The sequence below is a fragment of the Amycolatopsis sp. NBC_00438 genome (assembly GCF_036026695.1).
GTDB lineage: Bacteria > Actinomycetota > Actinomycetes > Mycobacteriales > Pseudonocardiaceae > Amycolatopsis.
Genome location: NZ_CP107923.1, coordinates 1,764,916 through 1,790,213 on the forward strand (window position 1 = coordinate 1,764,916; position 25,298 = coordinate 1,790,213).

Sequence of the window (25,298 nt, forward strand, 5' to 3'; positions counted from 1 at the left end):
AACGCCACATCGGGGTGCATCGCCACCTGCCCACCGCGGTTCATTCGACCGCACTTGTCCACAAAGGAGTGGTTCCCTTGTCCCACGGCATCCGTCCCCTCAGCGTGCTGGCGGTCGCGGGCGCGGCCGCGGTGGCCCTCGCGGCCCCGGCGTCCGCGGCGGTGGTCCCGGTCAACCTGGACTGCCAGGCCAACGCGCCGATCGTCGGCCCGCAGCAGGCGAACCTGGTGCAGGGCACCGACGTCACGGCGCCGGCCACGGTCGCCCCGGGCGCGGCGTTCGACATCATCGTCGACCCGGCGCCGAACACCGTGCCGGCCACGGTCGCGGGCTTCAAGCTCAAGCAGGTCAAGAACTTCGCGCTGAAGCTGCCGGTCCCGGCGAACTCGACGTACGTGGGTTCGGCTCTCTCGGGCGGCTCCGGCCTGGGCTCGGCCGCGCCGACGATCGCGGTCTCCGGCGGAGTGGCGACGCTGAGCTTCGCCGGCCCGATCGCCGGCGGCGCGGCGTTCGAGCTGCCGACCATCACGTTCCACCTGAAGGCCGGGACGTCGGGCACGATCCAGACGAAGCTGGCGGGCACGAGCTACAGCAACCCGGGACTGACGTTCACGTCGGTGGTCAACCAGATCTTCGACATCTCCGCCCCGACAGCGTGTTTCCCCAACCCGAGCCCGATCTTCACCACCACGACCATCGCCTGACCCAGGTACGGGGCCGTGGCGGCCGGGTGACCCTCCCCGGCCGCCACGGCCCGTTCACACCCGGGCGTCGAGGGCCGGGCTTACATCACGTGTGGGCGGTGCCGGCCACGTCGATCGGCCGGGTCCCGCGAGGTTGGTCGACGGGGGAGTGGGAGCCGCAAGCCCGGTTGCCGGGCCGGATCGCTCGGCTGGTCGCCGCGGTCCGTCCGAGCAGCGACGGTGTTCACGCCGGCCGGGTGCCGCGCGGGGGGCGATTCGCTTGCGCGGCCGCCACGGCCCGTTCACACCCGGCGTCGAGGGCCGGGCTCCCGTCACGTCTGGGCGGCGCCGGCCACGTCGATCGGCCGGGTCCCGCGCAACCGGTGCGCGTGCAGGGCGAGCTGCATGTCCAGCCGCTGCGCCGGGTCGTTCAGGCTGTCGCCGAACAGCTCCGTCAGCTGGTTGAGGCGGTATCGCACGGTCTGCGGGTGGATCTTCAGCACCTCCGCGATCTCCGGGGTGCTGCCCCGCGATTCCAGCCACGCCATCAGCGTCTCGCCGAGGCGCTCCTGCTGCTTCGCGGTCAGGCCGACGAGCGGGCCGAGGACCTTGCGGCTCAGCTCGGCGAGCAGGAAGTCGTCGTGCATCAGCCACACCGTGCTCAGGTGATCCGTGCTGTGCACGACCGGGCGCGGGTCGATGATCCGCTGGCGCATCAGCTGCAATGTCCGGCACGCCCAGCTCAACGACGTTGCCGCGTCGGCCAGCGGTACCCGCGGCCCGACCGCCAGGTGCCAGCCGCGCAACGCGGGCTGCAGCAGCCGCAGGTCGCGCTCCAGGTTCGCGGACACCAGGCACGGCTGGGTGCTCTCCAGGTCGACCAGGACGTCCGCGTGCACCGGCAGGCCCTGCAGGTCGCCGTGCTGGTCGTCGGGGGGCTCCAGCGCCACGGCGTTGACCTGCTCCGGGAGCTTCCAGTCGGCCGCTTTCGCGGTGGTGGCGATGCTCTGCGGGGACGACGGCGGCGTGGCCAGGATCAGTTCCAGCAGGCGCCGCCGACGCCGCTCGAGGGTGCCCGCGGCCTTCGTCTGGGCCACCGTGTAACCCTCGACCGAGTACGACGAGATCTCCTCGATCACGGCGAAGATCGCCTCGGCGCAGACGCACAGCATCGGCGTCGGCATGCCGGTGCGCTGGCCCCACGCCGCGATGTAGCGCCAGGCGGCCTGACCGCCGACGCGGTAGGAGGCCTGCAGCGAGTCGAGGCTGCCGCCGCCCTTGTGCACCCCGCGGCCCACCTCGCGGAACAGCTCGACCCACTTGTCCTGGGTGGACGGCTTCCCGCCGATGCTGTCGATCGAGCCGATGACGGCTTCTTCGATGGCCTTGATGATGACCGTGCCGAACCCGCCCTCCAGCGGCTTGGCGTACTCGGGCACCTCGCGCTGGATCGCTTCGAGGATCTTCTTGCCCAGGTTGTCCGCGTGCGGCCGGAACCGCCGCGCGACCTCACCGGGCAGGGACACCCACAGCGTCCGGGCCTGGCTGCCCGTCTCCGGCGCCGGGCGTCCGCGTTCCGCCCGCTCGTTCATGTCGAAGCTCCTTCGCTCCACTGCCCCGTTTGCCATGCACTCACGCGCCGGGCGAGGACGCAAAACGGCCCGGACCGGCTGAGCCGCGGTGATGATTCCGGGGGACGCGGTTGTGCGCGGCTGCTAAAGACGCCACGATCGGCGGATGAGCGCACAGCGGTTCCGTGCCGTCATCACCGCAGGTCGCCGGGGTGCCGGCGTCATCGTGGTGCCGTTCGACCCGGACGAGACGTGGGGCGAGAAGGCCGATCACCCGGTCGGTGGCACGATCGGCGACCGGCACGTCCGCGGGAGGCTGTCGCCCGGCGACGGCGGGTGGGTCCTGACCGTGACGCCGTTGTGGCTGCGCGACACGGCCGCCGCGGTCGGCGACGAGGTGACCGTCGTGCTCGCCCCGGAGGGTCCGCAGCGCGGTGACCTCGCCGAAGACGTCGCCGCGGCGCTGGCGGCCGACCCGGCCGCCGCCGCGTTCTTCGACACGCTGGCGCAGTTCTACCGCAAGGCCTACCTGCGCTGGATCGACGGGACCAAGGGCAAACCGGACGTCCGCGCGGCCCGGATCGCCGAAGTGGCCGGCCTGCTCGCCGCCGGCGTCAAGCAGCGGCCGCGGCCCTAGAGTCGCCGCATGCGAAGAACGGCAGGACCGGCGGTGGCCGGAGCCGCGATCCTGGCCTGGGGCGAGTGGGTGAACTGGCGCTGGTCTCGCGCCCTTGTCGGAAGTGGTGCGGGCGGGTCCGAAGCCGTGGTCGTGCTGGGCTACCGGAATCCGCGGCCGACGGCGAACTTCGTCAACCGCTGGCGCGTTCGTGCCGGAATCCGCTCCGCTGCCGCCGACACCCGCGTGATCTTCAGCGGTGGTCCCACCGGCGGCGGAGCCGCGGAGGCCCAGCTGATGGCCGATTACGCGAAGTCGGTGCTCGGGTTCGACGGCCCGGTGCTTCTCGAAGACCGGAGCGCGACGACGTGGGAGAACATCACGAACGTGATCCCGCTCCTCGAGGACGTCGACCGCGTCAAGATCGTCTCCCAGCCGGCGCACGCGCTCAAGGCCCGGGCGTACTTGCGGCGGCAGCGCCCTGATCTCGCCGAGCGGCTCGTGCGAGCGGACGACTACCGCTTCGGCGAGTGGATGGTCGGTAAACCGCTGCTGGCGCTGTACGAGCTGTGGACGCTCCGCAACCTCACGGCCGAAGAACGCCAGGTCGGGCCCGGGCCGGAAATCCGGCCCGGGCCCCCTCGGTGATCACCGGCAGAACGCGGTGTCCACAGTGGCCACGACGGCCTTCGCAGCCTGGTCCGCGTCGCCGAAGGTGCCCGGCAACGCCGTCACCGCGAGCCCGACGGACCGGCCGTCGTCCGTGGTGCCACCGCGGGTTTCGTACCCTTCGATGTCACCGCCGTGGCCCCAGTACGCGCCGCCGCAGCTGAGCGGGACGCGGAACAGCCCGAGGCCGTAACGCCAGCCGGGCAGCAGCGGCGCGTCGACCGTCTTGCGCATCTCGGCGAGCTGCGCGGGCGGGAGCAGCCGGCCGTCGAGCAGCGCGCGGGAGACCTGCGCGAGGTCGCTCGGCGTAGAGATCAGCTGACCGGCCGCGCCGCCCCAGGACGGGTCCATCTCGGTGGCGTCGACGATCGTGGGATCGGTGAACGTGCGGGTCGCGTAGCCCTGCGGGTGCGGCCCGTGGATGGTCTGGTCCCCGGGCTGCGGCCAGTAGGTGTGGCGCAGCCCCGCCTTCTTGATCACGCGTTCGGTGATCTGCTCCTGCACCGGACGCTCGGTCACGCGCTCGATGAGCAGGCCCGCCAGGAGGTAGTTGGTGTTGCTGTACTCCCACTGGGTGCCGGGCGCGAACTTCGCCGGGTGGGCGAGGGCCGCGGCGAGCAGGTCGTGCGGCTGGAAGAACTTGTGCTGGATCTTCCCGAAGTCCTCCAACCCGATGTACTCGGTGTAGTTCGGGAGCCCGCTGGTGTGCTGCAGCAGCTGCCGGACGGTGATCTTCGTCCCGTCGATGCCTTCGCCGCGCACCACGCCGGGCAGGTACTTCTCGATGGGCGCGTCCAGCTCGACCTTGCCCTCGGCCACCAGCTGCAAGACGACGGTCGCGGTGAACGTCTTCGTGTTGCTGCCCGCCCGGACCTCGCCGTCCCGCGGCACCGGGACCTGGCCGCCGAGCCGGGCGGACCCGGAGACCAGCGACGTCGTCCGGCCGTCCTTGGTCACGGAGGCGAGCGCGGCCGGGAACTTCTCCTGGCTCACCAACGAGTCCAGGCTCTGCTGGACCGCCGACCTCGGGGGCGGGCCCGCCGCGGCCGCCGTCGTCAGGGCGGCCCCCAGCACCCCCGCCGCGGCCAGCACCACCACGCCCTTGCGCACCGTCGTCTGCATCAGCTCTCCTTCGCCGAACCGGATTCGATGGCTCAAGGCTGGTCGAATCCGGCACGAAGATCAGTAGCGCTGCCTACCGGACCCCGGGTAGTGCAGGCGCTACCTCGGCGAGCTGGACCAAGGCCCCGGCGTCCGAAGTGCTGTGCTGGGCCAGTTCGGTGAAGAAGTGCGCGACGTGCCCGGTGGCCAGGTGCACGCGGAACGCGTCGGTGTCTTCGTAGATCTCGTAGAGGTAGAAGACGCCGGGGTTCGCGACGTCCTGGAACGCCCGGAACTCCCGGCACCCCGGCTCGGTCCGCACCGCGGCCGTGAGGATCGCGATGGCGGCGGCGAGCCGGTCTTCGTGACCGGGCACCGCCCGGACGACGGCGACCATGGGCCGTTCGCCGGGCGGGAGGTCGTCGCCGACCTCGGGCCGGAACTCCCTCACGGGACCAGCACCGGGGTGCCGGGCAGGACCAGGCGGACGTCGACCTCCGGCGCGAGCCGCGCGACGGCGTCGGCGTAGTGGCGCGGGTCCTGGTCGCCCTTGGTGATCATCCGGTCGCCCAGCCGTCCACTGTGGAACGCGTAGTGGTGCGGCACGGCCATGGTCGGCTTCAGCGCGGCCGTCAGCCCGGCGGCTTCTTCGGCGTCCATGACGACCTGCTGGAGGTTCATCGGCCGGATGCACAGGCCGTTGGTCGGCAGGATGGCCAGGTCGACGTGGCCGAAGCGCTCCGGGATGGTGTCCAGCTCGGGCACGCGCAGCGAGTCGCCGCCGAAGAACACCGTGCGGCCGCCCGCCTGGATCACGAAGGTGACCTCGTGGACGCCGTGCTTGCCCGGCGCCGCGGTCACCGTCAGCTCGCCGACCGTGGTGGCTTCCCACGCTTCGACGACGCGGACGTCGCGGAAACCCTTGTCCCGCGCGATGGCCGCGACCGTGCCCGGCCCGATCAGCGGCGTGTCGAGGTCGAAGCCGCCGGCGACCAGCGCGTCGAGATCGCAGTGGTCGTAGTGCTCGTGGGTGACGACGACGGCGTCGAGCCGGCCGAGGTTTTCGACGCTGGAGAAGACCGGTTCGCCCTGGTAGTAGGTGGCGGTCTGGGTGAACCACGGGTCCGTGAGGACGCGGAGCCCGCCGATGTCGATCACTTGGCAGGCGTGCCCGATCCGGGTCACGCTCAATGAGGTGGGCATGGTTTCTCCTTGAAGTCAGTTGCCGAGGTCGAGCAGCGCGCCGAGCAGTTCTTCGGGCGTCTCGAGCTGCGGGAGGTGGCCACTGCGGGGGAGCAGGGTGAACGTCGACAGCGGGATCGCGGCGGCGAAGGCGCGGCCGTAGTCCGGGGTGACGATGCCGTCGCTCTCGCCCCAGATCACGTGGACCGGGATGTCGAGCCCGCCGAGCCGCTTGGCCAGCGTCGGGTCGGCCATCGCCGCGCCGGTGTAGCCGAGGAGGGCGACGACGTCCGGGCTCGGACCGGTGCCCCCGGCCGGCGGCACCGGCGCCTTGCTCGCGTCGTGCCAGGAAATGGCCCGCAGCTCCTGCGGGGTCAGGCCGCGGACGTCGGTCACCGGGTGGCCGTCGACCTCGACGCCGACGCCGTCGACGATCACCGCGCCGCTGACCCGCGGGCTCTCGAGCAGGGCGATCTCGGCGGCCAGCCAGCCGCCGAAGGAGTTGCCGAGCACGGTGACGTCGGTGAGGTCGAGCTCGTCGAGCATCGTGACGTAGGCCTTGGCCAGCTCGGCGACGGTGGTCAGGCCGTCGGCCTTCGGGGTGCCGCCGAAGCCGGGGTGGGTGGGCAGCAGCACGCGGGAGTGGGTGCGCTCGGCGAGCAGGTCGGCGAAGCCGGCCATCGTCGCGACGCCGCCACCGCCGTGCAGCAGCAGGAACGGCCGGGTGCGGTCGCGGTCCTGGAAGGTGATCCCGACCGAGCCGAACGTGCGGGTTTCGGTGCGGGTGGGCCGGAGCGAACCGGCCTGGGGAAGCGTGGTCATGAGTCCTTCTTCGGTGTCGGCGGGGCCTTACCTAAGGAACCTTAGATCAGCTTCCTTAGATAAGCAAGCTGTCCTCGATGGGTTAGGGTGAGCGCATGACGTACCGCCCGGCAGAGGTCGCCCTGGCCGTGAAGCGCCTGCAGTACCGCCACCACCGCGCGCTGAGCCGCGCGCTGGCGCCGCTGGGGCTTTCGCTCGTGCAGTGGGACACGCTGCGCCACCTGCACCGCGAGCCGGAGGCGTCGCTGCACGACCTCGCCGTGCTGACCTTCCAGACCGATCAGTCCTTCGGCTCGCTGGCCACCCGGATGGCCGACCGCGGGCTGATCGAGCGCGTCCCGGGCCCGGGACGCGCGGTGCGGCACCGGCTCACCGAGGAAGGCGAGCGGCTGCGCGCGGACGGCCAGGACCTCGTGGACGGCATCGTCGAGTCCTCGTTCGAGGACCTGTCGGCCGCCCAGGTCGACCAGCTGGGCGCGCTCCTGGACCGCGCCCTCGGCCCCGACCCCACTGCGTAGCCGTCCGCGGACGTCCGGCCGCCTCGCCCGAGAAGGAGTACGCATGAGGATCCTGGTCACCAACGACGACGGCGTCGAATCGCCGGGGCTGCACGCTCTGGCCCGCGGCGCGCGGGCGCACGGCTGGGACGTCGTCGTCGCGGCGCCGGCCCAGGAGGCGAGCGGCACCAGCGCGGGCCTGACCGCCGCCGCGGGGGACACCCGCCGGGTCGCCGTCGAGCGGCGGGACGTGCCGGGCCTGGACGGCGTCCCCGTGCACGCCGTCGCCGCGCACCCGGGACTCATCGCCCTGCTGGCGGCGCAGGGGGCGTTCGGCGATCCGCCGGACGTGGTGCTGTCCGGGATCAACCTCGGCGCGAACACCGGCCGCGCGGTGCTGCACTCGGGCACGGTGGGGGCGGCACTGACCGCGTCGCTGCACGGCGCCCGCGCGCTGGCGGTGTCGCTCGACGTCGAGCTGGGCGACGAAACGGACCCTCACTGGGACACCGCGGTCGCGGTCGCGGCGGGTTTGTTCGACCGGCTGGCGGCCCTGCCGGCCGGGTCGGTGCTGAACCTCAACGTGCCGAACCGGCCCGACGCCGGCCCTCCGCGGCGCGCCGGTCTGGCCGAGTTCGGCGCGGTACAAGGCCGCATCGAGGACACCGGCGACGGCACGATCGCGCTGTCCGCCGTGCTGGTCGAAGGCGAGCTGCCGCCCGGCAGCGACGCCGCGCTGCTGGCCGAAGGCCACCCGACGGTCACCGCGCTGCGGTCGGTCACCGAGGATCCCGACCTGGTCTGGTGACGGCGGGTCAGGCGGTGGCCGCCGACCGGTGGGCCGCGGTGGTCACCGCGCTGCGGTCGGTTACCGAGGATCCCGACCTGGTCTGGTGACCGCGGTTCAGGCGGCGGCCGCCGATCGGCGGGCCGCGACGGACCAGATCAGGCCCTTCCGCAAGCCCGGCAGCACCGTGTCGACGTGGTCGGCGATCGCCCGGAACGCCTTCCGGTGCGTGCGCCGCTCCTTGGGGGTGAAGACGGTGTGGACGTCGCCGTTGGCGGCGAACAGGGCCAGGCTCGTGTCCTCGATGGCGACGCCGGCCGGGTCGTGACCGCCGAGCGCCGCGTTCCGCACGCGCTCGCGCAGCTCCCGGGCCCGGCCGGAGTCGGTCACCGTGACCCGGCGGACCGGGAACAGCCCCAGCGCCCGGCGGCGGTCGAGGGAGAGGACGCCGGCCGCGGCGAGCTGGTCGCGGACCTCGGCCTCGGCCCGGTGCCAGTCGCGGTCCAGGACGCTGGACCAGCGCCGCGGCCGGTCCGGGGGGACGCCGTCGAGGACCTGGGCGAGAAAGGGATCGTCCGGGGGGCGCACGGCCTGCGGGGTGCGTCCGGCCTTGCCGTCGAGGTCTTGCAGGAGGCCGCCGAGGGTCAGCTCGGCCACGGCGGCGGCCCGCAGCAGCGGCCCCCGGACCAGGACACTGGCCGGGTCGAGCCGGCGCTTGTCGCCGTCCCAGCAAAGCAGGTACATCCGCTGGGGCAGGGGCTGCTTCATGACGCTCCTCGCGGGTCGGCGCGCACTCCTCGACCGAACAGGAATACCCCGGCGGCCACGGTTCCGACCGTGTCGGGGCGATTCGTCACCGGAATGCGCGGCCGCGGGGTCGGCGTGTCGGGGCCCGTGTGGTCCGACCGGGTGTATCGCCGTGTCAGACTTCGCGGCGATGTACACCCCAGCCGATCTCGCCGACCTGCTCGAGTGCGAACACCGCAGCGTCCTGAACCAGGCGCTGGCCGCGGGCCTGCCGGGTGCGCCACGGCCCGGTCCCGTGCCCGACGAGCCCGGCCGCACGGCGGCGGAGACCATGCTCGCCCGGTTCCGCGCCGAAGGCCGTGCGGCGGTCGAGATCGACGTCCGCGACCTCGCTGCTGCCGCGAAGGCGACCGAAGCGGCGTTGCGCGAAGGGGTGCCGGTGATCCACCAGGCCGTCCTTCGCGACGACGAGTTCTCGGGCCGCGCGGACTTCCTGGTCCAGGACGCCGAAGCCCGCTACGAGGTGTACGACGCGAAGCCGGCCCGCCAGGCGAAGCCCGCTGCCGTGGTGCAGCTGACCGCCTTCGCCGACGCGCTGCGCCGGGCCGGCTGGCCGACCGGGCCGCAGCTGCACCTGCGGCTCGGCGACGGCGGCACCCGGACGTTGCGGGTCGACGACTTCCGGCCCCTGGTCGACCGCCTCGGGGCCCGGCTGCGCGGCCGGTCTCCGAGCCTGCCCGCCCGGCTCTGGGCCGACGAACGCCCGGCCTGCGCGACCTGTGGGTTCGCCCAGCACTGCACGTCCGCCCGCGAAGCCGACCGCGACCTTTCGCTCGTCGCCGGGATGCGCGGCGACCAGCGCCGCAAGCTCGTCGCCGCCGGGCTCGGCTCGATCGACGCGCTGGCCGCGGCCGGCCCGGCCGACCGGCCGCGGGACCTGTCCGTCACGGCGTTCGCGGCCCTGCGGGCCCAGGCCGCGCTCCAGGTCCGGCAGGACAAGACCGGCGACGTCTCCTACGAGATCGTCGAGCCCGGCGCGCTCGCCGAGCTGCCGGCCCCCGCGCCGGGCGACGTCTTCCTCGACCTGGCGGGCGATCCGCACGCGCTGGCGGGCGAGGGCCTGGAGTACCTCTTCGGCGCCGTCACCACGGAAAACGGCCAGGAGTTCACGCCGTTCTGGGCCCACAGCCGCGCGCAGGAGAAGCGGGCGTTCGAGGAGTTCGTCGACTTCGCCGAGGCGCGCGTCGCCGAGCACCCCGGCTCCCACGTCTACCACTACGCGCCCTACGAGGTCACCGCGATCAAGCGGCTCGCGGCGGTGCACGGCACCCGCGAGGAAGCCGTCGACCAGCTGCTGCGCGGCGGTGCGGTCGTGGACCTGCACGCGGTGGTGCGCAAGGCGTTGCGCGTCTCGCAGCGGTCGTACTCGATCCGCTACCTCGAAGCGCTCTACATGCCCGGCGCGCGTGAGGGCGGCGGGAAGACCGCGGTGTCGGACGTCGAGGCGTACGAGGAGTACCTGACCCTGTCCGCCGAACCGGAGCGCGCAGGGGAAATCCTGCGCGGGATCGCGGACACCACCGAGTACGACTGCGTCTCGACGCTGCGGTTGTTCGAGTTCCTCCACCAGGTCCGCGCGGACGCCGGGATCGACCTCCCGGAACCGGCCGAGGAGTCGGCCGAGGACGCGCTGATCCGGCAGGCCGAGGAGGACGTCGCCGCCGAGCGGCGCGCCGAACGGGCCGCGCAGCTGGCCGCGCTGGTCGACCCGCTGATAGAGGGCCTGCCGGACGACCCGGGCGCCTTCACCCCCGACGAACGCGCCCGCGCGCTGCTGGCGGCGTCGGTCGGTTATCACCGCCGCGAGACCAACCCGGCGTGGTGGGAGTACTTCCGCCAGCTGGCCGCGCCGCTCGGCGACCTCGAGGTCGACACCGCCTGCGCGGTGCCGGTGTCGCTGGACGCGGGGGAGTGGGTGCCGCCGGCCGGGCGGGTCCGCAACGCGAAGCGGACGCTGCTGCTCACCTGCGACCCGGACCGGCCGCACCCGTTCGCGCCGGGCGACGACGTCCGGCTGCGCTACGGCGCCACCGCCCGCGACGCCAAGGTCGTCTCGGTGACGGCCGTGGAGCTGACGCTCGAAGAGAGCTGCCCGCCCGACGCCACCACCGGTGACCGGCCGACCGCCGTGCTGCCCGGCAGCCCGGTGCGTCCGTCGCCCAAGGACGAGGCCGTCGCCGATCTCGCCCGCCTGGTCGTCGACGCCCTTCCGGTGCTGCCGCGCCACCCCGGCGTCGACCTGCTCCGCCGGACGTCGCCGCGGCTGCTCGGCGGCGCCGCGTTGCCGGAGCCGGGGGACGACCTCGTCCGCACCGTCATCGAAGCCGTCGACGAGCTCGACGGGTCGACGCTCGCGGTGCAGGGTCCGCCGGGCGCGGGCAAGACCTACCTCGCCGGGAAGCTGATCGCCCACCTCGTGCGCGCCGGGCGGACCGTCGCCGTCACGTCCAACAGCCACAAGGCCGTGGAGAACGTGCTGAGCGCGGCGATGAAGAGCGCGCCGGAACTGCCGTGCGCCAAGCGCGCGAAGCGGACGCCGGACCCGGCCGCGCCGTGGGAGCAGCCGAAGAGCAACCCGGCGCTGGTGAACTGGCGCCTGGAGCACGACAACGGGCACCTGGTCGGCGGGACGGCGTGGACGTTCGCCAACGCCGCGATCCGCGAGGAACCGTTCGACCTGCTGATCATCGACGAGGCCGGCCAGTTCGCCCTCGCCGACGCGCTCGCGGTGTCGATGTGCGCCAAGAACGTCCTGCTGCTGGGTGATCCGCAGCAGCTGCCCCAGGTCGTGCAGGGGACGCACCCGGCGGGCGCGGAGGCCTCGGCGCTGGGGCACCTGATCGGCGAGGCCGACATCATGCCGCCGGCGCTGGGCTACTTCCTCGACGAGACCCGGCGGATGCACCCGGCCGTGTGCGAGCCGGTGTCGAACCTGTCCTACGCCGGCCGCCTCCACGCCCACCCCTCGGCCGCGGAACGCGCCATCGAGGGCGTCGAGCCGGGCCTGTACCTGGCCGAGGTCGACCACCACGGCAACACGACCCGCTCGGTGGAGGAAGCCGCCGCCGTCACGGCGATCGTGACCGGCCTCCACGGTCGCCTGTGGACGGACCACGGCACGCCCCGGCCGCTCGGCGACGCGGACATCGTCGTCGTCGCGCCGTACAACCTGCAGGCGCGCACCGTGGCGCGGGCCTTGGAGGAAGCCGGGTTCCCCGGCGTCCGGGTCGGCACGGTCGACCGGTTCCAGGGCCAGGAAGCGCCGGTGGTGATCACCACGATGACGTCGTCGTCCGCTGTCGACCTGCCCCGCGGGCTCGACTTCCTGCTGTCGCGCAACCGGCTCAACGTCGCCCTGTCGCGGGCGCAGGCGCTGGCGATCCTGGTGTGCTCGCCGCGGCTCGTCGAGGCCGACATCCGGACGGTGGACCAGATGCGGCTGGTCGCGGGCATGATCGGCCTGATGACCGGCGCCGCCCCCTGGCCCGTCACGCCAGCAGGCGAAACGCCCCTCGGATGACCGGCTGCGCTTCGGCGGTCAACGGGAGGGTGTCCAGTGTGGACTCCGGATCGGACACCATCAGGCTGACGGCTCGCCGGCCGCCGCCGGCGGTCCGCGCGAGGTAGTGCAGGGTGACGACGCCGGGCTCGCTGCCGCCCTTGTACCAGACTTCCGGGAACGCGGTGGCGTCCAGATCGAGGCCGTCATCGTTGCGGGACAAGGCGTTGCCGACTTCGGGCTGGTCGAACCGGAGCAGCCCGGCGTAGGCGCGGCAGACGTCGGCCGGGGACGCGAACCACTCGACCTCGTCGATGTCCACGGGAGCGGGCCAGAGCTGTCCGGACGGAGCCTTGTGCCGGAAGAACGCCTTCGTGGTGCGGAACGGGACGTTCGCTTCGGGCCGCTGGTGGCCGAACAGCGCCAGCTGCCGCTCCACCGCGTCCCGGCCGAGCCGGTGGATCAGGTGGTCGGTCGCGGTGTTGTCGCTGATCGAGATCATCAGCCGGGCGAACTCGGACAGCGGGAACTCCGTGCCCGCCGGGTGGTTCTGCATCGTGCCGGACGGCAAGCTCTTCCACTCGTCGCGGATCGCGAGGGGTTCGTCCCACGACGCTCGTCCCTCGACCACGGCTTGGGCGAGCGCACCCAGGACGTACAGCTTGAACGCCGACCCGATCGGCCGCAGCGTGTCGGCGTCGAGACCGTGCACGATCCGGCTCTGCCCGCCGTCGATCTCCGCCGCGGCGAAGGACACGCGCTTGCCGAGGCCCGCCAGCCGCGCGTCGATTTCGGCCCACGACGCCGGCTTGGGGTCATCGGGCGTCAGCTGCAGGTCGTCGACGAGTCCCGCGTCGTCCACGTGCACGGTCAGGAGGTAGTCCCCGGCCGGGCCGCGGACCGGCACCCGGTTCTCGCCGCCGCCCTTCGCGAGGATCGTGAGCGGTCCCACCGAGGCGAGTGCCGCGTTGATCCCGGCCGGCCCGCCGCTTCCGTCCACAAGGGACGGTGCGAGGCGTGCGCGGATCTCGTCGTCCGGCAGCGGCGCGCGGGCCGACGCGGCCACCAGCCACTCCAGTGGTGTCATGGTTCCCCCAACGTTCGCAAGTTTTGCGAACGGTAGCACGGTATGAGAACGTTGGGGAGTGGACACCTTGGAACTGCTGGCCCACCCGGTGCGGCTGCGGATCGTGCACGCGATGCGCGGGCGGGAGCTGACCACCGCGCAGCTGTGCGCCCGGATCCCCGACGCGTCGAAGGCGATGGTCTACCGGCACGTCGACCTGCTCGCGGCCCACGGCGTCCTGGAGGTCGCCGGTGAACGCCGGGTGCGCGGCGCGGTCGAACGCCGCTACCGGCTGCACCAGGGCCGGGCGACGGTCGACGCCGAGGAGGTCGCGGCACTCTCGCCCGAAGACCACCGCCGGGTGTTCGCGACGTCGATGGCCGTCCTGATCGCCGAGTTCGGCGCGTACCTCGACAGCGGGAACGCCGACCCGATGGCGGACCTCATCAGCTACCGGCAGCACGCGGTCTGGCTCAGCCACGACGAGCTGGCGGAGATGATCGGCGAACTGCGTCGCGTGATCCACCCCCGGCTGGCCAACGAACCGGCCCCGGACCGCGCGCAACACCTGCTCAGCCCGATCTTCTTCCCGGTGGAGCAGCCGCCCGCCGACGCCGGCCAGGAAGGTCCGTGAAGGCCTCCTTGAGGGACTCAGAGTCCCTCAAGGAGGCCTTCACGGACCTCTGATCACTGGCCGGCGTCGCGGAGCCCGGCCTCGGCGAAGGCGAGCACCTCGTCGACCAGATCGGACAGCTCGCTCGACGCCGACTGCGCCTTCGCCCGGCCTTCGCGCGTCACGTAGATCTCGCGGAGGCCGGTGACGACCGTGACGGCGGCGAGCCGGGGGAGCAGCGCGTCCGCCGGGCGGCCGATGTCTTCGCCGATTCCCGCGGCCACCAGGACTTCGAGGTCGCGGTAACCGGCGCGGGCGCGGCCGCGCAGGTCGTCGTCCTCCATGAGCAGCCGGGCGCGCAGGGCGCGGCGGCGCCACACCTGCGCCGGGTCCGCCTCCTGCTCGAGGTCGCTCGCGTCGAGCTCGCGCATGGTCGTGTGCATCCAGTCGCGCAGCGTTTCGAGCGTGCTCGCCGACTGCCGCTCGCGCAGGTGCCGGCCGAGCGACTCGGGGGTGAACGGGTCGTCGGCGAACAGCAGGTCGTCCTTGGCGGGGAAGTGGAGGGTGACCGTGCGGGTCGCGACGTCGGCGCTCGCCGCGATCTGCGCGATCGTCGTCTCCCGGTAGCCCTGGCTCGCGAAGAGCTCCAAGGCCGCTTCCTGGATGCGGGCCCGGGTCTGGGCCTTCTTGCGCTCACGGCGGCTGTCTCCGGCGATCATGCTCGGAGACTACCATTCGAACTATTAATGCAGTCCATGCTACTGTTATGTCATGACGCAACGAACTGAGACGAAGACCTGGTTGATCACCGGAACGTCGAAGGGCTTCGGCCGCGAATGGGCCGAGCGGCCCTCGAGCGCGGTGACCGGGTCGCGGCCACCGCGCGGAACGTCGAGAGCTTGTGCCCGCTCGTCGAACGCTTCGGCGACGCCGTGCTGCCCCTGCGGCTGGACATCACCGACCGCGCCGCGGCGATCGCCGCCGTCGAGGCGACGGTGGCGAAGTTCGGGACCCTGGACGTGCTGGTCAACAACGCCGGCTACGGGCACTTCGGCATGGTCGAGGAGCTCACCGAAGAGGAGATCCGCGCGGAGCTGGACACGAACTTCTTCGGCACGCTCTGGCTGACCCAGGCGGCCCTGCCGGTCATGCGCCGGCAAGGGCGCGGCCGGATCATCCAGGTCACCAGCGAAGGCGGTGTCCGCGCGTTCCCCGGCATCGGCGCCTACCACGCGTCGAAATGGGCGGTGGAAGGGCTTTCGCAGTCCCTGCGGCAGGAGGTCGCGGCGTTCGGGATCGACGTGATCTGCCTGGAGCCCGGCCCGTACCGCACGGACTTCGGCGGTGGCAGCATCCGCACCAGCGCCCCGAACCCGGACTACGACGACGTCCGCGAGGCGGGCCGGATCGAGTGGGACATGGGCGATCCCCGCGCGACCCGCGGCCCCCTGCTGGAACTGGCGGACACCGACAAGCCGCCGCAGCGCGTGTTCTTCGGCAAGTCCTTCGCGGCGGTCGAAGAGGAGTACCGCGAGCGCCTGGAGACGTGGCGCGAGTGGGAACCCCTCGCCCAAGCCGCCTTCGGCTGAGGGTGCGGGAGCGGCCCGGCCGCCGGATCCCGCCCGGATCCCGCGTGCCACCCCGGATTCGTGGTTCGCTGGGGGCATGACGAAGGCGGAGCGGTGGCGTCGGTACTGGGACCGCAAGTCCGCGACCTACGACGCGGAGATGAGCGTCTGGGACCGCCGCCTCTTCGGTGACTCGCGGGAGTGGGCGTGCGGGCAGGCCGTGGGCGAAGTGCTCGAGGTCGCCGTCGGGACCGGGCTGAACCTTCCGGCCTATCCCGCCGACGTCACCCTGACCGGCCTCGACCTCAGCGCCGGGATGCTGGACCTCGCCCGGGCCCGCGCGGAGAAGCTCGGCCGCGAGGTGACCCTCCGGCAGGGCAGCGCGCACGAGCTGCCGTTCGGCGACGCGTCCTTCGACACGGTCGTGTGCACCTTCGGCCTCTGCGCGATCCCGGACCACGCGGCGGCCGTGGGGGAGATGGCGCGGGTGCTGCGGCCCGCCGGACGGCTGATCCTGGTCGATCACGTGGCGAGTTCGGTGTGGCCGGTGCGGGGGATGCAGTGGCTGGTCGAGCTGGCCAGCGTGCCCCTGGCCGGCGAGCACTTCCGGCGCCGGCCGCTGAAGGAGGTCGAGGCGCGGGGGATGCGCGTCGAACGGCGGGAGCGGTTCAAGCTCGGGCTGGTCGAGCGGCTGGTCGCCCGTCATGGATGAGCGCGTCGCGATGGAGCTGATCGAGCGGGCCCGGGCCGAGACCGAGCGGCTGGCCGCCTCGCTCGCGCGGCAGCGGGACGGCATCGTCGAAGCCTCGGAGTTCACCAGCAACGACGACGAGCACGACCCGGAAGGCGCCACGATCGCGTTCGAACGGGCGCAGGTCCAGGCGATGCTGCGGCAGGCCCAGGACGACTTGGCGGACCTCGGCCGCGCCGCCGAGCGGGTTCGTGCCGGCACCTACGAGACCTGCGAACGCTGCGGCGGCCCGATCGCGGAAGAGCGGCTCGCCGCCCTCCCCGCGACGCGGATCTGCATCGCCTGCGCGAACAGGGCGCGCTGAGCTGATCGAGTGTCTTCTTCGCCATCATCCGGACAGGAATGACGCCGTTTCTTGTTTCGCCGCGAGGATGGTTGTAGACAGTCCCTCGGCTGATTGAAACGTTTTTATGGCGTCAGGAGACGTTCATGCGCCGGCTGGGAACCTCAATGACGAGACGTGCTGTCGTCGTCGCGCTCACGCTCGCCACGGCGGTCGTACCCGCCACGACGGCGAGTGCGCAACCGGCGCACGGCGGCCCCCTGCCGCCGACCGCGCTGCGGGCCGACGGCCAAGTGGCGAACGTCCTGGTCGGCAGTCCACGGCCGATCCTGGCGTGGACGGTGAACGACGCCGGCCGCGCGGAAACCCAGACGGCGTACGAGATCCGCGTCGACGGTCCCCGGTCCCATTGGGACTCCGGGCGGGTGGTTTCGGGCAACTCGGTCGATGTCGCCTATACCGGACCGGCCCTCGACAGCGACCGCACCTACGAGTGGTCGGTGCGGACGTGGAACAGCGAAGGGCGGCAGTCGCCGTGGTCGGCGCCCGCCCGCTTCGACACCGGCCTGCTGCAGCCCGCCGACTGGTCCGCCTGGTGGCTGCAGGTCGACGACGGCGCGCTCGTCCGGGGCGGCTTCGACGTCACCAAGCCCGTCGCCCGCGCCCGGCTGTACTTCGGCGCGCAGGGGGTGGCCGAGCCGCACCTCAACGGCGCCCGCGTCCAGCCCCAGCAGGTGCTCGACTCCGCCGTCACCGACTACGCGGCTCGCGTGCTCTACCGCGACCTCGACGTCACGAAGCTGCTCAAGCCCGGCCGCAACGCGCTCGCGTTCATGGCCGGGAAGGGCCAGTACACCGGCCGCCCGGCGCTCGTCGCGCAGGTCGACGTCACCTACACCGACGGCTCGACCGCGCGGTTCGGCACCGGCACCGACTGGAAGGCCCACGCCGGCCCGGTGACCGGCGACGACTTCTACTACGGCGAGACCTACGACGCCCGCAAGGAGATCGCGGGCTGGGACACCGCCGGCTTCGACGCCGGTGCCTGGCCCGCCGCGCACGCCGTCGCCCCGGAGTCCCACCGCCAGAGCCTGGCGCAGGGCAAACCGGTCACCGCGTCGGACACGACCACCTGCTGCGGCTGGTCCCCGGCGGCCGCCACCGACGGCATCGACGGCTCGATCGACGCGTCCGAGGGCTACCACTCCGCCATCGAATCCAGTGCCGACGCCGCGAAGTGGGTGCAGGTCGACCTCGGCTCGGCGCAGCGGCTCGGCTCGGTGGCGCTGTTCCCGGCGCGCCCGACCAACGACACCTCGGGTGACGTCGTCGGCGCCGGCTTCCCGGTGCGCTACCGGGTCCAGGTCGGCGACGACCCGGCGTTCGCCACCGCGACGACCGTCGCCGACCGCACGGACGCCGACCAGCCCAACCCGGGCACCGCGGCCGTCACGCTGCCCGCGAACGTCACCGGCCGGTACGTCCGGGTGACCGCGACGAAACTCGCCTGCGCCGGCACCAGCTGCACCTTCCGGCTGGCCGAGATCGGCGTCCACGGCCCGAATCCCGCCGTCGTCAGCAGTGGCGTCACGCAGCTGCAGGCCGACATCACCCCGCCGACCCGGATCGTCGCGAACCACGACCCGGTCAAGGAAACCCGGCCCGCGCCGGGCGTGCGCGTCTACGACTTCGGCCAGAACCGCACCGGCCAGGCGACGCTGCGGGCCGCGCAGCCCGCCGGGACGACGGCGTCACTGAAGAAGGGCGAGATCCTCGACGCGAACGGCCGCGTCTCGACCGCGAACATCAGCTTCAACGGCTCCGAACCGGCCCGCCAGACCGACCACTACACGTTCAGCGGCACCGGCACCGGCACGTACCTGCCGCACTTCAACTACGCCGGTTTCCGCTACGCCGAGCTGACCGGCGTGCCCGACGACGCCGTCGTCACCGTGACCGCGCAGGAGATCCACACCGATGTCGCTTCGACGGGCCGGTTCGGCACCTCGGACCCGGGGCTCGACCGGATCCAGGCCGCCGTCACGCAGACCCAGCTGAACAACCTCGAGTCGATCCAGATGGACTGCCCGACCCGGGAACGCCACGGCTGGCTCGGCGACGCCGCCGACTCCGACCAGGAGGCGATGGCCAACTTCGACATGCAGGCGTTCTACACGAAGTGGCTCGGCGACATGGTCACCAGCGCCGGCGCCGACGGCAGCCTGCCCTCGGTCGCGCCGGTCAACGGCCGCACCGACTGGCTCACCGACCCCGCGTGGGGCACCGCCTACCCGCAGATCATCTGGGACTCCTACACCCAGTACGGGAATTCGCAGCTGCTCGCCACGCACTACGACCACGTCAAGGCGTGGGTCGACTACCTCGGCACGATCAGCGACGCCGACCACGTCGTCGTCAACCCGCCGACGTCCTGGGGTGACGACTGGCTCTCGACGGTCAGCACCCCGCACGGCTACTTCCAGACCGGCTTCTCCTACCTCGACGCGCAGCTGCTCGCGAAGATGGCCGGAGCCCTCGGCCAGCAGGCCGACGCCACGAAGTACAACGCGCTCGCCGGGCAGATCGCGACGGGCTTCCTCAAGCGCTTCTACTCCGCCGACACCGGCGTCTTCGGCACCGGGACGCAGCTGTCCTACGCACTGCCGCTCGTGTTCGGACTCGTCCCGGCCGGCCGCGAGCAGTCCACAGTGGACCGCCTGGTCGCCGACGTCGCCGCGCACCAGAACCACGTCACGACCGGGTTCGTCGGCACCACCCTCGTGTTCCAGGCGCTCGGCAAGTACCAGCGCAACGACGTCGCGCTCGCCATCGCGCAGCGCACCGACTACCCGAGCTTCGGCTACATGGTGAACCAGGGCCCGGGGACCATCTGGGAGAAGTGGGACAACTCCTCGGCCCCGGACGGCACGTCGTCGAAGGACCACATCGGCCTCGGCGGCGCGATCGGCCAGTGGTTCCAGCAGCAGCTCGCCGGGATCCAGCCCGGCACCCCCGGCTGGCGCGAGTTCACCCTCGCGCCCGCCGTCGCCGGGAACCTCACCCACGTGACGGCGCAGCAGCAGACCGTGCGGGGGACCGTGGTGAGTTCATGGCAGCGTGACGGCAGCACCCTCACCTACCACGCCACGATCCCGGTCGGCGCGAAGGCGACGATCCGGCTGCCCCTGCTGGGCGGCAAGCAGTCGTCGGTGCGGGAGAACGGGCGGACGATCTTCGCCGACGGCCACGCCGCCCAGCCCGACCCCGGGCTGAGCGTCGGCCGGGCCGACGACGAGACGCTCACCCTGACCGCCGGCTCGGGCGACTACACGTTCACCGTGACGCCGCCGCGCACGCCGTTCACCCGGCTCGCGCTCACCACGGGCACGCCCGCCGCGATCACGGCGGGCGGCAGCGGTGACGTCCCGGTCGTTGTCGAAGGACGGTCCACTGTGGCCGGTCAGGCGACGCTCGGCGCGCAGGTGCCGGTGGGTTGGACCGTGACGGCCACTCCGGCCGGGATTCCGTTGACCCCGGCCACCTCCGAGACGCCGGCGACCGTGCGGCTCACCGTGCCCGCCGGCGCCAAGAGCGGGCTGTACCCGGTGACGCTGACCGTGAAGCCACCTCGTGGTGAGGCGGTGAAGACGACCGTGAACGTGCCGGTGTTCGGCAGCTGGGCGAGCGGCACGACGGCCGCGGCGTCCAGCGAGCACGCACCGAACGTCGTCAACGGCGCCACCCGCACCTATGTCGCGTCGAACGCGATCGACCACGACCTCGCGACGTTCTGGAACGACGACACCGACAGCCGGTACCCGGACACGCTCACCGTCACGGCGCCCGCCGCGACCGCGCTGACCGGCGTCGGCTTCGCGTCCCACCCGGACGGCGTCCCGACCGACTTCACCGTGCAGACCTGGGACGGCGCGCAGTGGGCCGACCAGGTCCACGTCACCGGCAACACCGCCGTGGACCGGTGGATCCCGTTCCCGGCGCCGGTGACCACGACCCAGGTGCGGATCGTCGTCGCGGCCGCGCAGAACAGTTTCACGAGGATCGCGGAGGTGACGCCGTGAAACGGCGTGGAGCAGCCCTGATCGCGGCCGTGCTGATCACCGGCACGGTGGTCCCCGCCGCGGCCGAGGCGGCGCCCGCGTCGCCTTCCGCTTGTCCCTGGGTGGGATCCCACGCGCCCGTGGACAAGCGGGTCGCGCAGGTGCTCGGGCAGATGACCCTGGACGAGAAGATCACGATGGTGCACGGCACCGCGGCGGGCGGTTACACCGGCCGCGTCGCGGGCAACGACCGGCTGTGCGTCCCGTCGCTGAAGATGGAGGACGGCCCGCTGGGCGTGAACCTGGGCAACACCACCCAGCTGCCCGCCGCGTCCGCCGTGGCCGCGTCGTTCGACGCCTCGCTGGCCAAGACCTATGGGTCGGTGATCGGCGCCGAGGACAAGACAAAGGGGGTCGACGTCGACCTCGGCCCGACGATCAACATCGTCCGCGATCCGCGCTGGGGGCGGGCGTTCGAGTCCTACAGCGAAGATCCCTACCTGGCCGGGCAGATGGGCGCGGCCGACATCGACGGCGTCCAGTCCCAGGGGGTGATGGCGCAGGTGAAGCACTGGGCCGTCTACAACCAGGAGGAGAACCGCAACACCACGGCCGACAACGCGGTGATCGACGACCGGACCGTGCACGAGATCTACGCCAGCGCGTTCGGGAACGTCGTCGCGAAGGCCAAGCCGTCGTCGGCGATGTGCTCGTACTCCTCGATCAACGGCACCTACGCGTGTGAGAACCCGTATCTGAACGACATCCTGAAGCAGGACTTCGGCTTCGACGGCTTCATCACGTCGGACTGGGGCGCCACGCACAGCGCGGCGCCGTCGGCGAACGCCGGGATGGACATGGAGATGCCCGGCCAGGACTTCTTCGGCGCCACACTGAAGACGGCCGTCCAAAGTGGACAGGTGCCGCAGTCCCGGCTGGACGACATGGTCACCCGCATCCTGCGCGAGGAGTTCCGCTTCGGGCTGTTCGACCACCCGTCCGCCGACACTCCGGACGCGGCGGCGTCGACCGCCGGGCATCTCGCGGTGGCCAAGAAGGCCGCCGAAGACGGCACGGTCCTGCTCAAGAACGACGGCTTGCTGCCACTGGACGCGCACAAGCTGCGCTCGGTCGCGGTGATCGGCGACGGCGCGGGCAAGAACACGCTCAGCTCCGGCGGCGGCAGCGCGCACATCGCCGGCACCGGCACGGTCACGCCGTTCGACGGCATCAAGGCGCGGGCGGGCTCGGGCATCGACGTCGAGTACGCGCAGGGCAACCTCGGCACCGGCAGCGCGCTGCCCCCGATCGAGAGCAGTGCGCTCAAGCCGCCGTCGGGCACCGGCACCGGCCTGCAGGGGGACTACTACGCGAACACCGACTCGTCCGGGACGCCGGTGGTGACCCGCACCGACCCGCAAGTGGCGTTCACGTTCAGCGGGGCGCCCGCGCCCGGCGTGCCCGCGACGAACTTCTCGGCCAAGTGGACCGGCACGCTCACCGCGCCCGCGACCGGCACGTACACCCTCGGCCTGACCAGCGACGACGGCAGCCGGCTGCTCGTCGGCGGTCAGCAGGTGATCGACAACTGGGGTGACCACGGCGCGCAGACCAAGACCGCGCAGGTCCCGCTGACCGCGGGCCAGCCGGTCCAGGTCGAGGTCGACTACTACCAGGGTGGCGGCGACGCCTCGGTCAGCCTCGGCTGGCTGCCGCCGGGGGAGGACCTCGTCGGGCAGGCGGCCGCGCTCGCCGCGAAGTCCGACGTCGCGGTCGTCTACGCCAACGACTACGAGTCCGAAGGCGGCGACCTCGCCGACATCGACCTGCCCGCCGACCAGAACAAGCTGATCGACGCCGTCGCGGCGGCCAACCCGAACACCGTCGTCGTGCTCACCACCGGCTCCGCGGTGACGATGCCGTGGCTGGCGAAGGTCAAGGGTGTCTTCGAGGCGTGGTACCCGGGCCAGGAGGCGGGCCACGCGATCGCGTCGCTGCTCTTCGGCGACGTCGCGCCGTCGGGCAAGCTGCCGGTGACGTTCCCGACGTCCCTGGATCAGGTTCCGGCGTCCACTCCGGAGCAGTGGCCCGGTGTCGCCGGCAAGGTCCAGTACTCGGAGGGCCTCGACGTCGGCTACCGCTGGTACGACCGGAAGAACCTGACCCCGTTGTACCCCTTCGGTTTCGGGCTCTCGTACACGACCTTCCGGTTCTCGAACCTGAAGGTGGACGGCGACACGATGCGGGAGAACGGCCGGCTCTCGGTCAGCGCGGACGTCACCAACACCGGTGCGCGGCGGGGTGCCGAGGTCGCCCAGCTGTACCTGAGCGATCCGGCGTCCACCGGGGAGCCGGTCAACCAGCTCAAGGGCTTCCAGAAGGTGGATCTCCAGCCGCGCCAGACGCAGCGGGTCCGGTTCGAGCTGACCGCGCAGGACGCGTCGTACTGGAGCACCGACGCGCACGCGTGGGAACTCGGCGTCGGCCGGTACACCGTCCGCGTCGGCGACTCGTCCCGGAACCTCCCGCTGTCGGGCGGCTTCCGCGTCGACCACACCACTGGACCGCGGTTCACGAAGGTGGCCGCGCCCGCGATCGCGGCGCCGGGCAAGACCCTCTCGGTGACGACCACCTTCACCAACGGCGCCACCGAAACCGTGCACGACGCTTCGACCAGCCTGGCCGTCCCGGCGGGCTGGAAGGCGACGCCGCGCATCCCGGCCGTCGCCCGGACGGTCCGGCCGGGGGAGTCGGTGCCGACCACCTGGGCGGTGACGGTCGGCGCGTCGGCGGCGCCCGGCCCGGTCCCGTTGTCCGCCACCACCCGGTACGCGGGTGGCTCGGTCCGGGGCACGGCGAGCACGCAGGTCGCCTACCCCAACCTGGCGGCGGCCTACACGGACGTCGGCGTCACCGACGACGCGAACCCGGCGCCGGGCAACCTCGACGGCGCGGGCTTCAGCTTCTCCGCCCAGGCCCTGGACTCGGTGGGCGTCCACCCCGGCGGCCCGGTCACGAGCGGCACGGCGACGTTCACCTGGCCCGACGTCCCCGCTGGGCAGCCGGACACGGTGACCACGGTCGGCCAGAGCGTCACCCTGACCGGCTCGGGGACGGCGCTGAACCTGCTGACCACCGGCACGAACGGCACGCAGAGCGGCCCGGTCACCGTGACCTACGCCGATGGCACGACGTCCACCTCGACGCTGACCGTCGCGGACTGGTACGCCAACCAGGCCGTGGCCGGCTGCGTCCTCGTGGCGACGACGCCGTACTGGAACCGGCCCGCAGGAAGTACGTACCCGCACGACCAGAAGGTGAGTCTCTACGCGGCTTCCGTGCCGCTGACGGCGTCGAAGCAGGTCGCGTACCTGACGCTGCCGGCGAACAAGCAGCTGCACGTCTTCGCGACTGCGTTCACCGCGTGAAGCCGTAGCGCAGGAACCGCATGGCGTCGCGGACCGGCGGCACGTGGGCGAACGCCCGCGTCGCCGCCCGGGCCGCGACGCCGCTCTGGTGCCCGCCGATGAGGTCGACGGCGGAGCGCTCGTCGAGCAGCCGCAGCGGCGGGTGCTCGGTGGCGAAGGCCTCCGGCGCGGGCATCGCCCAGCGGAAGCCGGTGTCCGCGCGGCGCATCGAGGGCTGCAGGCCCGCGATCGTCTTGACCCACGGCGCGACGCCGTCGAAAACGAGACGGCCGGTGGGGAAGTGCCGCAGCGCCCGGTCGACCAGCCGGTCCACGTCGTCCGGGGCGAGGTACATCAGCAGCCCTTCGGCCAGCACCAGAGCCGGCCGATCCGCCGGGACCTCGTCCCACCACGCGGCCTCGGTGACCGACGAGCCCACCGTGCGGACGCCGTCGATCGGTCCGTAGATGCGTTCGCGGAGTTCGATGACGTCGGGGTAGTCGACGTCGATCCACTGGGCCGTCGCCGGGCGGGTGATGCGCAGCGGCCGGCTGTCCAGGCCGCACGCCAGATGCAGGACCAGGCCGTCGGGGTGGCCGGCGAGGAAGTCGCGGGTCCAGGCGTCGAACTGGCGGGCGCGGGTCGCGATCAGGGGCGCGTTGCCCTTGAGGTTGCCGAGCCGGCCGAAGTCGTAGCCGATCCGGTCGACGACGTCCTGCGCGAACGGGTCACCGAGGATCGGCGTCGGGCGGCGGTTGTCGAGGGCGCGCAGGTACAGCGCCATCAGCAGGGTTCCTTCTCCTGGCTCAGGCGGACCTGTTCGGTCATCGGGAGTCTCCGTTCTCCGGCGGTCGCAGGAGCGAGCCGACCCAGTGGTAGACCGAGTGCGCGGCGCGCAGCCGGGACGCGCGTTCGGCGTCCGGGCCGACGAGGTCGAGGCCCTGGTGGAGGACGTCCTCGAAGGCGCTCATCCCCTCGATGCGCCGGCGGACCGCGGTTTCCCAGCCCTGGTCGTCGAGGCGGTAGTAGGCGGTGCGGTCACCGGCCCGGGTGTAGCGGCGGACCAGCCCGGTGGCGGTCAGGGAGCGGATGTTCGCCGTCATCGACGCGCGGCTCGCCTTGATCCCGGCGGCGATATCGGCCGCGGACTGCTCGGCGGGTTCGCAGATCATCAGCCAGCCCAGGATGCGCCCGGTGATCGGCGGCAGTCCTTCCTGGCGCGCGAAGAAGGCCGAGACCTGCTCGATCCAGGCTTCCTCGTCCACCCGCGTCTCCCTCCAGCCATTACAGTCGCGACTGTAACATGCGCCGAATGTGA

At 72.4% G+C, this 25,298-nt stretch carries 22 protein-coding genes; 12 read left to right on the forward strand and 10 right to left on the reverse strand.

Annotated features, from left to right (window positions below; genetic code table 11):
• Positions 1-77: 77 nt before the first annotated feature.
• Complete coding sequence (locus OG494_RS08470; RefSeq protein WP_328453618.1) at positions 78-704, forward strand: cyclase; 627 nt, start codon at positions 78-80, stop codon at positions 702-704.
• A gap of 311 nt (positions 705-1,015) precedes the next feature.
• On the opposite strand, the gene OG494_RS08475 is transcribed toward OG494_RS08470, so the two are convergent.
• A complete protein-coding gene (locus tag OG494_RS08475; protein ID WP_328453620.1) occupies positions 1,016-2,275 on the reverse strand; it encodes a helix-turn-helix domain-containing protein in 1,260 nt (419 codons plus the stop codon).
• Positions 2,276-2,420: 145 nt separating this feature from the next.
• Between OG494_RS08475 and OG494_RS08480 the strand changes: the two genes are divergently transcribed.
• Together OG494_RS08480 and OG494_RS08485 are read left to right on the forward strand one after the other, a co-directional pair.
• Complete coding sequence (locus OG494_RS08480; protein ID WP_328453621.1) at positions 2,421-2,891, forward strand: YdeI/OmpD-associated family protein; 471 nt, start codon at positions 2,421-2,423, stop codon at positions 2,889-2,891.
• Positions 2,892-2,900: 9 nt separating this feature from the next.
• Positions 2,901-3,518 carry a YdcF family protein gene (locus OG494_RS08485; protein ID WP_328453623.1) on the forward strand — a complete coding sequence of 206 codons (618 nt, stop codon included), beginning with the start codon at positions 2,901-2,903 and terminating at the stop codon, positions 3,516-3,518.
• Here the strand turns inward: OG494_RS08485 and OG494_RS08490 are convergent, their stop codons facing one another.
• From OG494_RS08490 to OG494_RS08505, 4 genes are all read right to left on the reverse strand, one after another.
• Positions 3,519-4,661: a serine hydrolase domain-containing protein gene (locus OG494_RS08490; protein WP_328453624.1), complete on the reverse strand. Its 1,143-nt coding sequence runs from the start codon at positions 4,659-4,661 to the stop codon at positions 3,519-3,521. It abuts the gene before it with no gap.
• 73 nt (positions 4,662-4,734) lie between these two features.
• Positions 4,735-5,091 carry a putative quinol monooxygenase gene (locus OG494_RS08495; RefSeq protein WP_328453625.1) on the reverse strand — a complete coding sequence of 119 codons (357 nt, stop codon included), beginning with the start codon at positions 5,089-5,091 and terminating at the stop codon, positions 4,735-4,737.
• Positions 5,088-5,843 (reverse strand): MBL fold metallo-hydrolase, encoded by a 756-nt coding sequence (locus tag OG494_RS08500; RefSeq protein WP_328453627.1) that lies wholly within the window; start codon positions 5,841-5,843, stop codon positions 5,088-5,090. Before OG494_RS08500 ends, OG494_RS08495 begins: the two co-directional genes overlap by 4 nt.
• Before the next feature lie 15 nt (positions 5,844-5,858).
• Positions 5,859-6,644: an alpha/beta fold hydrolase gene (locus tag OG494_RS08505; RefSeq protein WP_328453629.1), complete on the reverse strand. Its 786-nt coding sequence runs from the start codon at positions 6,642-6,644 to the stop codon at positions 5,859-5,861.
• Between the two features lie 95 nt (positions 6,645-6,739).
• On the opposite strand from OG494_RS08505, the gene OG494_RS08510 reads away from it, so the two are divergent.
• Complete coding sequence (locus OG494_RS08510) at positions 6,740-7,162, forward strand: MarR family winged helix-turn-helix transcriptional regulator (RefSeq protein WP_328453631.1); 423 nt, start codon at positions 6,740-6,742, stop codon at positions 7,160-7,162.
• 43 nt (positions 7,163-7,205) lie between these two features.
• Entirely contained in the window at positions 7,206-7,949 is a 744-nt protein-coding gene (gene surE, locus OG494_RS08515; protein WP_328453633.1) for a 5'/3'-nucleotidase SurE, read from the forward strand.
• 96 nt (positions 7,950-8,045) lie between these two features.
• Here surE and OG494_RS08520 read toward each other — a convergent pair whose 3' ends face one another.
• Positions 8,046-8,696, reverse strand: coding sequence for a GOLPH3/VPS74 family protein (locus OG494_RS08520; protein ID WP_328453635.1), 651 nt, complete (start codon positions 8,694-8,696; stop codon positions 8,046-8,048).
• A gap of 169 nt (positions 8,697-8,865) precedes the next feature.
• Between OG494_RS08520 and OG494_RS08525 the strand changes: the two genes are divergently transcribed.
• Positions 8,866-12,255 carry a TM0106 family RecB-like putative nuclease gene (locus tag OG494_RS08525; protein WP_328453637.1) on the forward strand — a complete coding sequence of 1,130 codons (3,390 nt, stop codon included), beginning with the start codon at positions 8,866-8,868 and terminating at the stop codon, positions 12,253-12,255.
• Here the strand turns inward: OG494_RS08525 and OG494_RS08530 are convergent.
• Positions 12,224-13,321: a serine hydrolase gene (locus tag OG494_RS08530; RefSeq protein WP_328453639.1), complete on the reverse strand. Its 1,098-nt coding sequence runs from the start codon at positions 13,319-13,321 to the stop codon at positions 12,224-12,226. The genes OG494_RS08525 and OG494_RS08530 overlap by 32 nt on opposite strands.
• 58 nt (positions 13,322-13,379) lie before the next feature.
• Here OG494_RS08530 and OG494_RS08535 point away from each other — a divergent pair, with 58 nt between their 5' ends.
• Positions 13,380-13,934, forward strand: a complete 555-nt coding sequence (locus OG494_RS08535) for a helix-turn-helix domain-containing protein (RefSeq protein ID WP_328453641.1) — start codon at positions 13,380-13,382, stop codon at positions 13,932-13,934.
• A gap of 53 nt (positions 13,935-13,987) precedes the next feature.
• Here OG494_RS08535 and OG494_RS08540 read toward each other — a convergent pair whose 3' ends face one another.
• Positions 13,988-14,632: a TetR/AcrR family transcriptional regulator gene (locus OG494_RS08540; protein WP_328453643.1), complete on the reverse strand. Its 645-nt coding sequence runs from the start codon at positions 14,630-14,632 to the stop codon at positions 13,988-13,990.
• A gap of 117 nt (positions 14,633-14,749) precedes the next feature.
• Between OG494_RS08540 and OG494_RS08545 the strand changes: the two genes are divergently transcribed.
• The 5 genes from OG494_RS08545 (at position 14,750) to OG494_RS08565 (ending at position 24,001) form a co-directional block, all read left to right on the forward strand.
• Entirely contained in the window at positions 14,750-15,502 is a 753-nt protein-coding gene (locus OG494_RS08545; RefSeq protein ID WP_328453644.1) for an SDR family NAD(P)-dependent oxidoreductase, read from the forward strand.
• 76 nt (positions 15,503-15,578) lie between these two features.
• Complete coding sequence (locus tag OG494_RS08550; RefSeq protein WP_328453645.1) at positions 15,579-16,193, forward strand: class I SAM-dependent methyltransferase; 615 nt, start codon at positions 15,579-15,581, stop codon at positions 16,191-16,193.
• A complete protein-coding gene (locus OG494_RS08555; RefSeq protein WP_328453648.1) occupies positions 16,186-16,536 on the forward strand; it encodes a TraR/DksA C4-type zinc finger protein in 351 nt (116 codons plus the stop codon). The genes OG494_RS08550 and OG494_RS08555 overlap by 8 nt, the downstream gene beginning before the upstream one ends.
• 125 nt (positions 16,537-16,661) lie before the next feature.
• A complete protein-coding gene (locus OG494_RS08560; protein ID WP_328453650.1) occupies positions 16,662-20,594 on the forward strand; it encodes a family 78 glycoside hydrolase catalytic domain in 3,933 nt (1,310 codons plus the stop codon).
• On the forward strand, positions 20,591-24,001 hold the full coding sequence (locus OG494_RS08565; protein ID WP_328453652.1) for a glycoside hydrolase family 3 C-terminal domain-containing protein: 3,411 nt from the start codon (positions 20,591-20,593) through the stop codon (positions 23,999-24,001). Before OG494_RS08560 ends, OG494_RS08565 begins: the two co-directional genes overlap by 4 nt.
• On the opposite strand, the gene OG494_RS08570 is transcribed toward OG494_RS08565, so the two are convergent.
• Both OG494_RS08570 and OG494_RS08575 read right to left on the reverse strand, forming a co-directional pair.
• Positions 23,991-24,764 carry a class I SAM-dependent methyltransferase gene (locus tag OG494_RS08570; protein WP_328453654.1) on the reverse strand — a complete coding sequence of 258 codons (774 nt, stop codon included), beginning with the start codon at positions 24,762-24,764 and terminating at the stop codon, positions 23,991-23,993. The two genes, OG494_RS08565 and OG494_RS08570, sit on opposite strands and share 11 nt — an antisense overlap.
• 40 nt (positions 24,765-24,804) lie before the next feature.
• The gene (locus OG494_RS08575) at positions 24,805-25,245 is read right to left on the reverse strand and encodes a GbsR/MarR family transcriptional regulator (RefSeq protein ID WP_328453656.1); all 441 of its coding nucleotides are present in this window, start codon (positions 25,243-25,245) and stop codon (positions 24,805-24,807) included.
• Positions 25,246-25,298 lie beyond the last annotated feature (53 nt).